This window comes from Streptococcus sanguinis, assembly GCF_003943655.1.
GTDB lineage: Bacteria > Bacillota > Bacilli > Lactobacillales > Streptococcaceae > Streptococcus > Streptococcus sanguinis_F.
In genome coordinates this window covers 1-10,579 of the sequence record NZ_RJMM01000039.1, presented here as the reverse complement: position 1 = coordinate 10,579, position 10,579 = coordinate 1, and the positions used below count along the sequence as shown (strand labels likewise).

The 10,579-nt window shown below is 35.9% G+C and carries 11 protein-coding genes and 1 pseudogene; 11 read left to right on the top strand and 1 reads right to left on the bottom strand.

The window, feature by feature from the left end:
- Positions 1-130: 130 nt before the first annotated feature.
- The 6 genes from D8886_RS11225 to rpsO all read left to right on the top strand — a co-directional run bounded on the left by D8886_RS11225 (position 131) and on the right by rpsO (position 6,454).
- Positions 131-2,182, top strand: a complete 2,052-nt coding sequence (locus D8886_RS11225) for a BglG family transcription antiterminator (protein WP_231909444.1) — start codon at positions 131-133, stop codon at positions 2,180-2,182.
- On the top strand, positions 2,175-2,456 hold the full coding sequence (locus D8886_RS11220) for a PTS sugar transporter subunit IIB (RefSeq protein WP_125435724.1): 282 nt from the start codon (positions 2,175-2,177) through the stop codon (positions 2,454-2,456). The genes D8886_RS11225 and D8886_RS11220 overlap by 8 nt, the downstream gene beginning before the upstream one ends.
- A 23-nt stretch (positions 2,457-2,479) precedes the next feature.
- Complete coding sequence (gene ulaA, locus D8886_RS11215) at positions 2,480-3,862, top strand: PTS ascorbate transporter subunit IIC (RefSeq protein WP_002926060.1); 1,383 nt, start codon at positions 2,480-2,482, stop codon at positions 3,860-3,862.
- 8 nt (positions 3,863-3,870) lie between these two features.
- A complete protein-coding gene (locus D8886_RS11210) occupies positions 3,871-4,593 on the top strand; it encodes a transaldolase (protein ID WP_111675281.1) in 723 nt (240 codons plus the stop codon).
- 320 nt (positions 4,594-4,913) lie between these two features.
- Positions 4,914-5,909 carry a hypothetical protein gene (locus tag D8886_RS11205; RefSeq protein WP_125435722.1) on the top strand — a complete coding sequence of 332 codons (996 nt, stop codon included), beginning with the start codon at positions 4,914-4,916 and terminating at the stop codon, positions 5,907-5,909.
- Positions 5,910-6,184: 275 nt separating this feature from the next.
- Entirely contained in the window at positions 6,185-6,454 is a 270-nt protein-coding gene (gene rpsO / locus D8886_RS11200; RefSeq protein ID WP_004193424.1) for a 30S ribosomal protein S15, read from the top strand.
- A gap of 153 nt (positions 6,455-6,607) precedes the next feature.
- Here rpsO and D8886_RS11195 read toward each other — a convergent pair whose 3' ends face one another.
- Entirely contained in the window at positions 6,608-6,799 is a 192-nt protein-coding gene (locus D8886_RS11195; RefSeq protein ID WP_260469523.1) for a DUF4368 domain-containing protein, read from the bottom strand.
- A gap of 237 nt (positions 6,800-7,036) precedes the next feature.
- Here D8886_RS11195 and D8886_RS11860 point away from each other — a divergent pair, with 237 nt between their 5' ends.
- The 5 genes and pseudogenes from D8886_RS11860 to D8886_RS11175 form a co-directional block, all read left to right on the top strand.
- Entirely contained in the window at positions 7,037-7,573 is a 537-nt protein-coding gene (locus D8886_RS11860) for a hypothetical protein (protein WP_260469522.1), read from the top strand.
- Positions 7,574-7,589: 16 nt separating this feature from the next.
- Positions 7,590-7,943 (top strand): hypothetical protein, encoded by a 354-nt coding sequence (locus D8886_RS11855; protein ID WP_260469521.1) that lies wholly within the window; start codon positions 7,590-7,592, stop codon positions 7,941-7,943.
- Between the two features lie 71 nt (positions 7,944-8,014).
- Positions 8,015-9,298, top strand: a complete 1,284-nt coding sequence (locus D8886_RS11185; protein WP_125435718.1) for a DNA cytosine methyltransferase — start codon at positions 8,015-8,017, stop codon at positions 9,296-9,298.
- Positions 9,288-10,148 carry an NgoPII family restriction endonuclease gene (locus D8886_RS11180; protein WP_260469520.1) on the top strand — a complete coding sequence of 287 codons (861 nt, stop codon included), beginning with the start codon at positions 9,288-9,290 and terminating at the stop codon, positions 10,146-10,148. Before D8886_RS11185 ends, D8886_RS11180 begins: the two co-directional genes overlap by 11 nt.
- A 45-nt stretch (positions 10,149-10,193) precedes the next feature.
- A pseudogene (locus D8886_RS11175) lies at positions 10,194-10,579 on the top strand (abortive infection family protein); the annotation flags it as partial.

Below are 10,579 nucleotides of genomic sequence, written 5' to 3'. Positions count from 1 at the left end.
GGGATGTATTCAAAAATTACTATATATCTTAGGCACAATTCTTTTGATAATTTCCTGATGACAATTGGACTGAATTTTGATTGAAAACGCTAACTATTTTGTTTATACTAATAATATAGGAGGGCTAGAAGTGTTATCAAATGAGCTCATTGAAAAATTTCAGCTTTTATCCAAATATTCAGATTCTTCTCTTGAGGAAATGGAAAAACTTCTAAAAATTAATCGTAAATATCTTATTCTGCAAATTGAAAAAATTAACGATGTTTTAGAATCTTTTCATTTTCCAGTTATTGAGGTGAAAGGAGGACGAATTAGAACTCCGGCAGTATCCTTGAATAGCCTTTTTGAAAAGATATCTCATCATACAGGTGACTATCTTTTTCATGAAGAGCGCTTAGAAATGATTGTGCTTTACATTCTGTTGGCTCAGCACTTTGTATCCAATCAGCATTTACAGAATCTATTGCAGATGAGCAGAAATTCAGTCCTGTCGGATATAAAAAGGCTTAAGCAACATTTACTTTCTTATCAGATAGAACTGTCTTATACTCGTAAACAGGGATATTTTTTAGCAGGAAAAACAAAAAAGCTCATTTATCTATTAGAGAAGACATTGAGTGAGCTTTTGTCAATAGCGAGTGGGCGCTGGGTACTTCGATATTTGCTTGAAGATTGTGGTCTAGAGCTTAATGATGGGGAAGTTGCAGACAGACTCGTTTTACTCGGAAAAAAGTATAACATTCATTTTTTGTCTGAAAAAACGAAAGAAGTAAGCTGTCTTATCGCTATTTTAAAAGCGGGGAGTTTAAAAATATGTCCTGACGATGATATTGTCTTAGGAGAGATATATACAAATTCTTTGTTTGATTTATGTGAAGAACTATTACAAACTTACCCAGAGTTGGCAGGCAAAAAGAATTTTATCTTTTCTCGCTTGCTAGGTTGTACAGAAGGAAATCTTCAAGTTTTTTCTGACCAAAGGGTATTTGAGTTGATGGAAGATATAATAGAACAGGTCAAAGCTCATACAGGAGCAGATTTTTCTCAATCTCCTCAATTTCGTCAAAATTTATACTCGCATCTTTATCCAGCGTATTATCGCCTGTTATTTGATATTCCTTTAATAAATCCATTGAAAGAACAGATTAAAGCAGATTTTGGCTCACTCTACTATTTGGTAAAACGAAGTCTTATTCCTTTAGAAGAATACGTAGGCAAACTATTAAGTGATGATGAGGTAGCTTACTTCACGATTCATTTTGGTGGATATTTAGAGGGAGAGTATAAGAAAGATAGTATACAAACTTTAAGGGCTTTGAGTATCTGTCCAAATGGAGTGAGTTCTTCCCTGATTCTTCAGGCGGAATTAAAGCATCTTTTTCCAAATATGATGTTTAAGCCTGTTCACCAGCTTGATGAAGCTAAAAAGATAGACATTGAAGAATATGACCTTGCTTTTTCAACAGTTCCGTTTGAATCAGAAAGACCAGTCTATATACTGCAGCCTGTTATGAAGGCTGTTGAAAAGACCATGTTAAAACGCAGAGTCATCAGTCAATTTTCTTGGATTGAAACTCAAGGAATTTCCTTAGACGGGTTGATAGAAATTATAGAGCGACATACAACGATTCATCACTATCCTGAGCTAATGAGAGAACTATCGAATTACTTGATAGGCTGGCAACAAGGTCAGACGAGAGGAGGATATGGTTTGACAGAATTATTAAAAAAAGAATTTATTCAACAGACTAATCAGGTCAAGGATTGGAAAGAAGCTATTTCTTTGGCAGCTGCACCTTTGCTGAGGGAAAATTATATTGAGCAGTCTTATATTGAAGGAATGATTGCTTCTGTGGAGAAGTTAGGAGCCTATATTGTACTAGCACCGAAAGTCGCTGTTCCTCACGCTGCTCCTGATTTGGGGGTAAACAAGGTAGGAATGAGCTTGCTGCAGGTGGCAGAGCCAGTTGATTTTGATGTAAAAGGAGATGAGGAAAAACAAGTTCAGTTGATTTTTGTACTTGCCGCCATTGATTCAACTGCGCATTTGAAAGCTTTACAAGAGCTTGCTATGATTTTAGATGACGATGAGTCCATAGAACAGTTAATTGCAGCAGAAAATCCAGATGAAATAATGGAAATCATTACCGAAACAATAAAGAATGGAGAAAAAGATGATTAAAATTGTCACAGTTTGTGGAAATGGTATTGGCAGCAGCTTACTTCTTCGGATGAAAGTAGAAGCCATTGCCAAAGTTTTAGGAATAGAAGTAGAAGCAGAATCTTGTGATTCTAATGCAGCGGTCGGAAAGGGAGCAGACCTATATGTGACAGTGAAAGAATTTCAAGATATCTTTCCTGAGGGAACAAAGGTTTGTATCGTTAAGAGCTATACTAATCGCAAAAAAATCGAAGCAGACCTTGTTCCTGTATTAGAAGAAATGAGAAATCAATAAGAAGAAAGAATGGAGGTTCAGCCATGAATGGTATACTCACGCTGTTTCAAAATATCTTAAGTGAACCAGCCTTTTTAATGGGACTGATAGCTTTTGTTGGTTTAGTAGCTCTTCGAACTCCAAGTCATAAAGTTTTGACTGGAACACTAGGGCCGATTCTAGGGTATTTAATGTTAGCCGCTGGAGCAGGAGTTATTCAAAATAATTTATCTCCTTTAGCTAGTTTGATTGAAAAAGGGTTTGGTATTACAGGTGTTGTTCCCAATAATGAAGCTGTAACATCAGTTGCTCAGAAAATACTGGGTGTTGAGACGATGACAATTCTCATTGTTGGCTTATTGCTAAATTTATTATTTGCTCGTTTTACTCGCTTTAAATACATCTTTTTAACAGGGCATCATAGTTTCTTTATGGCTTGTTTATTGTCAGCCGTTTTAGGAGCAATTGGCTTTAAAGGAGCTGCCATGATTGCAGTAGGAGGATTTATATTAGGTGCTTGGTCAGCTATTTCTCCAGCTATTGGACAGAAATATACTCTTCAGGTAACGGACGGAGACGAGATTGCAATGGGACATTTTGGCAGTCTGGGTTACTATCTCTCAGCCTGGATTGGATCTAAGGTAGGAAAAGGCAGCACCAGTACAGAGGAGTTAAAAATTTCAGAAAAATGGAGTTTTCTTCGCAATACTACTATATCAACAGGTATTGTCATGGTTATCTTTTATCTGATAGCAACAATTGCTTGTCTGATTCGTAGTCCTAAAACAGTTGAAGAGTTAGCAGCTGGTAAGAATCCTTTTATATTTGCTATCGTCAGCGGTCTAACTTTTGCGGTTGGTGTCGCTATTGTATATGCAGGGGTACGGATGATACTTGCTGATTTGATTCCTGCTTTTCAAGGTATCGCTACTAAGCTTATTCCGAATGCTGTACCAGCTGTGGACTGTGCTGTATTCTTCCCTTATGCGCCTACAGCAGTTATTATTGGTTTTGCCTTTAGCTTTTTAGGTGGACTGATTGGCATGTTCATTCTGGGAGCAATAGGTGGTGTGCTGATTATTCCCGGTATGGTTCCTCACTTTTTCTGTGGTGCAACAGCGGGAATCTATGGTAATGCAACTGGAGGACGCAAGGGAGCTGTTTTAGGTTCTTTTGTAAACGGTCTATTCTTAGCCTTTTTACCTGCAGCAGTTTTGCCAGTATTAGGTGAACTAGGTTTTGCAAATACGACCTTTGGTGATTTTGACTTTGGTGTATTTGGTATTTTGTTAGGTCGTGTAGGAGATTCTGTTGGTCAAGTTGGTATTTATGTGATAGTAGCAGTTCTAGCTGTTATATTGCTTTTACCAAATTTCCTCAGCAGATCAGATACAGCACTGAATAATGTTTGCGACGAAGAAGAATAAGAGGGCGAATGATGGCACGAAAATTATCTATTAAAGTTTATTCAGATGGCGCAGTTTTGGAAACTATGCTAAAGGATCTAAATTCTGGTTTGGTATCGGGATTTACCACTAATCCTAGCTTAATGAAGAAAGCAGGTATCACCAGCTATATAGGATTCGCTAAAGAAGTATTAAAGGATATTAAGGAATTTCACGTTTCTTTTGAAGTGTTTGCTGATGACATTGAAACAATGGAAAAAGAAGCAGAAAAAATAGCCTCACTGGGAGAGAATGTTTATGTAAAAATACCTGTGACAAATTCTAAAGGGGAATCAACTGTTGATTTAATGAAACGTCTAGCAGCAAAAGGTGTTAAAATCAATGCTACAGCTATTTTCACTCTTGAACAAGTTCGCGAGGTAGTTGGAGCTTTGAAGGCAGGTACTCCAGGGATAGTGTCAGTTTTTGCTGGACGTATCGCAGATACGGGTGTGGATCCTGTGCCGATTATGAAAGAAGCACTGTCTATTTGTCGTCAAAAAGACGGAGTAGAGTTGTTGTGGGCTAGTCCGCGCGAAACCTATAATATTTATCAAGCGGATGAGTTAGGGGTTGATATTATTACCTGTACCTCAGATTTGATTCAAAAATTATCGTTAAATGGTAAAGATTTGACAGAATATTCCCTAGAAACAGTTCAGATGTTTTTGAAAGATAGTACTAGTCTTGGTTTTAAAATCTTAGATGACTGATTAAATATTTTAAAATCCTAACCTTAAACCCCAGTTCTTAATGAAGTAGTGCTGGGGTTTTAATTTGTTTCCTTGACCGAGGCAGAGATACTTTCTTTAGAAATCTTTGGGGTTGAATTGTAAATAACATAGTACTTCACAGTTATTTTTTTGCATCTCATATGGTTATAATCTACCAAATGCTAGCCCAAGTTATAAATTTTTTCACTAGTGAATGTTTTACTAGTTATTATATATGGTATAATAAATTTCAAGATAGTAAATAGTTAGTTTGCTAGCAATGAGAATTCACTGTTAAAATCATTATAGAGGAGGATGTTATGAATCAGAATGAGTGGGTTGCGCAGTTTGAAGCTACTTATCATCGAAAACCAACAGCTCAAGAGTTTCAAGCGGCAAAGACAAGTGGGCAGTTTGTAACTCAAGAAATTCCTAAAGCAACAACGATGCTTCAAGCTAAGAACAAGCGCCGTAACCTTATAGTGGGGATTTCAATCGCTGTTACAGTCTTAGGAATTTTGGTGTTTGTACTATTTGGAATGGGACCGAAGATTTCGGATCTTGATGGCGTATGGATTAATCCAGCTGACTCTATTTCTTTTGTTTATGAACTGAATGATAAGAAAAAGCTATTTAATGGTAAAAAAGATATTGAAAAATTAGCTGAAGGAGACAAAGCTAAGGCTGATTTTGAAAAATTTATTAAGGCAGAAAACAATCCAAAAATTAAGACCTTAGCTGATTTTGATAAGCATTTCAAACTCAATACCAAGGCTATCTTTTCTGCTTATATTGACGAAAACAAGATTTACCACCTTCTGCAAAATGATGGCAGTATGATTATTTATGATAGTCGTTCAGGTATCAATAGTTCAAATGACTCACAGTATATCAAGCGTCTTCGATTTTATAAAGTTCAGTATCCTAAGGCATTTGTTGGTGAGTGGAAAATTCGTTATAAAAATAGTGAAAATTCAAAGAACGTAAGTATTTCTGATGTTGGAATTGTAAATATAGAATCCGATCGTGATGAAGAATATAATTCTAGTGATTCGAGTAGATTGGGGCTCTATCCCTTTGTAGAATATACGAAATTGATTTCTGATAATCCAGAAGAGAAACTGAGTGAAAAAGAAGTTGGGGAAAAGATTGCCTTGATTAAAGAATCAGTCAGTGAAGAAGGCTATCAAGTCCAAAGTAATAAGGATATCTACATTGATATCAATTCTAACAATTATTTCGTAGTAGTTCAAAATGGTAAGAAAATACTTATTCTTGATACTGGTGGTACAATCAGAGCAAGTTTAGAAAGATAGATGAACTAAAGTTTTTTAACCAGTCCTAGGAGGCTGGTTTTTTATGACTATCCTGAGCAGATTATCTCTTTATTTGCTTACTGGGGAATAGCCGCCTATGCTTGGCTATCTAGAAAAAATTACAATTTAGANGGGAAGAAGATGGAGTAGAATCATTTGACAAAGGTAGACCTTCTTGGTAGAATAAGTATGTCGTAAAGACAAATAACTTCTTCTTGGTTGCAGGCCATGCCAAACCTGCCACTCGGATGAAGCGTAAAGAAAAGGAGTATATCATGGCAATCTCAAAAGAGAAAAAAAATGAAATCATTGCACAATATGCACGTCACGAAGGTGACACTGGTTCCGTAGAGGTACAAGTTGCTGTCCTTACTTGGGAAATCAACCACCTCAACGACCACATCAAACAACACAAAAAAGACCACGCTACTTACCGTGGTTTGATGAAGAAAATCGGTCGCCGTCGTAATCTTTTGGCTTACCTTCGTAAGAACGACGTTAACCGTTACCGTGAGTTGATCAACTCTCTTGGACTTCGTCGTTAATCTGCTTTATTTTCCACTTACATTGCCTTGTCACCTTACCTCGATATACTCAAGTATTATCTTCGGTTACGGTTCCTAGCACTGTAAGGTAAAATAAACCAGATCTTCTCCCTTAGGCAAACTGACACCCAGCAGTTTAGTGATTAGGTAATATTAGCGAGTCAGATGATCTGGCTCGCTTTTTTCGTTGTTTACTTTTCCGATGAAATTGTAGCAAATGTCTATCTGAATGATTCGATTGCGCTTCGTGCCTGTTGGCTTCTGAATGACAATCTTATCAATTAGCTCATTTACGATTTCAACGGTTAATTCTGGAAGTTCTGTATATTTGGAAATTCTCGCCATAAACTTGGAGATATTTTGGCTATCTTCTTGTTGTTTGGCGAGTCAATTGGTGTTGATTGGCAATTTGCGGAAGCGCTTCTTGTGAAGCTTGTTTTTGTAGTGGATTCATGGGATTTTCTCCTTTGATTTTGGTATAATTTTGATAAGCTAGCTAACTTATGGTTTCATTATACCGACAATAATTCATGAAATGATGCCAAAATCAATGCGAAAATCATGCCAGTTTGGAGGTCTTATATGTTTCTCCTTTCAAAACTGTTCCAGCTTGTTTTTAAACACGCCAATAAAGAAATTTGGTCTAACCCAAAATCCGTCAGAAAAGGCTTGACCACAGTAATAGCCGAATACGCCCACGCTAATATTTCAGATACAGATTTCAATAAGTATTTTTCGGGTAAAAATAAAGGACGAAGCCTAGTAGGTGTCGTCCAAGATGAAATTGATGAAAAAGGCTTTTCGCCCTATATTTTAGAGGTCGAAAAAAGATTGTCACAACTAAACTACAAAGAAAATAAGTTTCAACTGGATTCTACTCTTGAAGATTTCTTTGAGCTTTTGGAAGAATCAACCAACTTGTCTGTATCGATCCAAATTAGTTTAAAGAAGTCTTATAAGCTCAACCATGCTATTAGACCTTATTTGTTTGTAGTTGAATGTTTTTATTACGCCTTAATTTCATATCACCAATCTAACATCGCTTATAAAGAAGTTGATTTTAGTCAAGAAAGCCAACCTATTTCAAAAACCTTTAGAGTCTCTCATTTCGAAAGCTGAGGGCTATTCTCGCCGAGTGATTCAAGAATTAAACAAATTTTCCGAAGAAGAATTGGCGCTATTCCGAAAAGTCGCACCCTTTACCTTTTATGATGAATCTGAGGAATTATTTTCAGGTGAATATGTTTACGACTGTTATCTGATTTCGCCTGCAGATTTCGAAAAATTATTTACTAAATACGGCGTGAAAGGCAATGATATTTCACGATTGATAGAATATGGCTTAATTTCTGGCGGCGGCAGGCACGAGATTATCGTCGAAATTGAAACGGATGATGAGTTCTTCAAAGAGCTAGCGGATAGTTTTAAAGAGAAATTAGCTGAGTCTGATATTGAGATTTCGGTGATAAATATTGAGGAATTGAGTTGACTTTCACTGATTTAATTCAGTAGTGAGATGTGGTATAATTGTAGATATTAAGAAAGAATAGGATTGATTGAATGGAAGAAAAAATAGAACAGATTAAGCGCTCTCGTGGGAAGTTTAAACCTGAGATGCGTAACTTATCCAGTGAAGATGTAAAAAGAATACTGCTTCAAAAAATATCAGAAGAAGAACTTGCCGTCCCAGAAGATGAAAAAGATATTATTTTATTATCTAATATCGATAATAAAATAGATAAATTCAATGTCGTTTCTCTATTTAGCGGCGCGGGCGGTCTTGATTTGGGCTTAGAACTTGCTGGGTTAAGTAGCGCTGTAGGCGAAAAAAAGGCTATGGAATATTTTAATGCCGGTAAAGAGATTTTTAACAAACAACGTTCAAAAAGTATTTTTCATACTGTCTACACAAACGATATGTTTAAAGAAGCTAATATGACCTATAAGCTTAATTTCCCTAAAACAGTAATTCAACACGAAAAGGATATTCGAAAAGTTGCTCGTTTTCCAGAGTGCCAGATTATGATTGGCGGATTTCCGTGCCCTGGATTCTCAGAAGCTGGTCCTCGATTAGTAGATGACCCTCGAAACTTCCTTTATATTCATTTTATCAGAGCTTTAATTCAAACTCAGCCTGAATTTTTCGTTGCTGAAAATGTTAAGGGAATGATGACTTTAGGTCATGGAGAGGTCTTAAGCCAGATTGTGGCTGATTTCGCAGCCGCTGGATATACGGTCACTCCTCATCTTGTGAATGCTAGAGATTACGGCATTCCTCAATCACGGGAACGAGTATTTTTAATTGGAGTTCATAAAGAAAAAATCGAAAAAAAATACAATTTTCGATACAATCTTCCAGAGCCTACTCATGGAGATTTCAAAGATATTGACTTACTAGCAGAAAAGAAGCCTTTCGTAACATTAGAACAAGCCATTGGAGATTTACGCAATAATCCTGGTCCGTACTTCAAGGGGGAGTACTCTACTATCTATATGAGTAGAAATCGAAAAAAAGAATGGTCTGACCAATCATTCACTATTCAAGCGTCTGGTCGTCAAGCACCCCAACATCCAGATGGCGAACCTATGACTAAAATCGATAAAAACAAATGGATTTTTAATGGTGACATAAATCGTAGGCTATCAGTAAAAGAAATCGCCCGAATTCAAACGTTTCCAGATTGGTTTGAGTTTTCGGATGGTGGTAATAAAAATATCAGAGAAAACGGAAGAATTGATAAAATTTATAAACAAATCGGTAATGCTGTTCCTGTGCTACTAGCAAAAGCTATCACGCAACCAATAGCTGATTTTATATGTAAGGAGTATATTCATGGAGAATGAGATAAGAGCAAATATTTTAACTGCTATTATAAATATAGTCAGGTCTCAAAATACTAATCTTCAAGAAAGCTATATTAGAGCAAATCGAGCCAATTCGGTAGGTGATGCTCTTGAAAAATATATTGTCGATAGCTTTGCTGGAACTATATCAGAGAGTGATGAGGCAAGTAGAGTTCAAAAAGTAAGCAAAGTATTTTCGTATTTAGGGAATGATACCAATCCACCGGATGGTATGTTAAAGGGTGGTGCTGCCATTGAGACCAAAAAGATCGAAAGTCGCACCTCGCAACTTCAATTAAATAGTTCTAGTCCTAAATCAAAATTATACGTTAATGATTCTAGGCTAAAGCAAGCAGCACGCGATGCCGAAAGCTGGACGGAAAAAGACTTCATCTATTCAATTGGTTTTGTCAAAGACAAACATCTAAAAGAATTAGCTTTAATTGACGCTTCGGTCTACTGTGCCAATAAAAGCGTATATGAAGATATATTCGAAAAGATTAAAGACGGTATTGATAGTATTCCTAACGTTAGCTTTTCGCCAACACAAGAGCTGGGTCGTGTAAATAAAATTGACCCTTTAGGTATTACAAGTCTTAGGATTAGAGGAATGTGGCTTCTTGAAAATCCGTTTACGGTATTTAACTATATCTATACTCCTAATCCCAAAGCCGATTTTAATTTATTTGCCTTAGTATCTGATGAACATTTTAGTAATTTTGAAAATAAGCAACAATTAATAGAACTTTCTAATTCAATCGATAGTTTATCGATTGACGATGTTCTAGTTAAGAATCCTAATAATCCTGCCCAATTACTTGATTGTAAGAAAATCACCTTCTACTTTTAAAAAGTCACTCAATGAAATTAGCTAAAATAATAAAGGTTTTAATTTATGGAAATTAGTTTTCAAGATAAGTCTTTTATAAAAATATTTTTCAATCAGGGTGGATACGTACTAGATTTTTCTAATTCAACTTTTGGGGATTTTACTTTTTATTCAATTGGTATAGATGTTCAAGGTAAATATCAATTATCAAAAGGAAAATCATTTGAATCATTCGTTAATGAAGGACCTGATGATTTAGTTTTAAAATTGTCTTTAGATTTACTCCAATATTATGAAAATCTTCCAGAATCATCTATTGAAAAAAGCGAGGAGCGAAATCTTCAAGCTAGTAAACTTAAGGCAAGGCTTCTATCTTATCAAGGTTTATCTAATGGGCATTTTTTAGAAGCATCTCAAAAAGTTTCTTCATTTTTTAATAATTCCTATATAGA

Excerpts from the sequence above, each read along its gene's own strand:
- D8886_RS11220 (WP_125435724.1), top strand. The coding sequence starts at position 2,175 with ATGATTAAAATTGTCACAGTTTGTGGAAATGGTATTGGCAGCAGCTTA.
- ulaA (WP_002926060.1), top strand. The coding sequence starts at position 2,480 with ATGAATGGTATACTCACGCTGTTTCAAAATATCTTAAGTGAACCAGCC.
- D8886_RS11210 (WP_111675281.1), top strand. The coding sequence starts at position 3,871 with ATGATGGCACGAAAATTATCTATTAAAGTTTATTCAGATGGCGCAGTT.
- D8886_RS11205 (WP_125435722.1), top strand. The coding sequence starts at position 4,914 with ATGAATCAGAATGAGTGGGTTGCGCAGTTTGAAGCTACTTATCATCGA.
- rpsO (WP_004193424.1), top strand. The coding sequence starts at position 6,185 with ATGGCAATCTCAAAAGAGAAAAAAAATGAAATCATTGCACAATATGCA.
- D8886_RS11195 (WP_260469523.1), bottom strand. The coding sequence starts at position 6,799 with ATGGCGAGAATTTCCAAATATACAGAACTTCCAGAATTAACCGTTGAA.
- D8886_RS11860 (WP_260469522.1), top strand. The coding sequence starts at position 7,037 with ATGTTTCTCCTTTCAAAACTGTTCCAGCTTGTTTTTAAACACGCCAAT.
- D8886_RS11185 (WP_125435718.1), top strand. The coding sequence starts at position 8,015 with ATGGAAGAAAAAATAGAACAGATTAAGCGCTCTCGTGGGAAGTTTAAA.
- D8886_RS11180 (WP_260469520.1), top strand. The coding sequence starts at position 9,288 with ATGGAGAATGAGATAAGAGCAAATATTTTAACTGCTATTATAAATATA.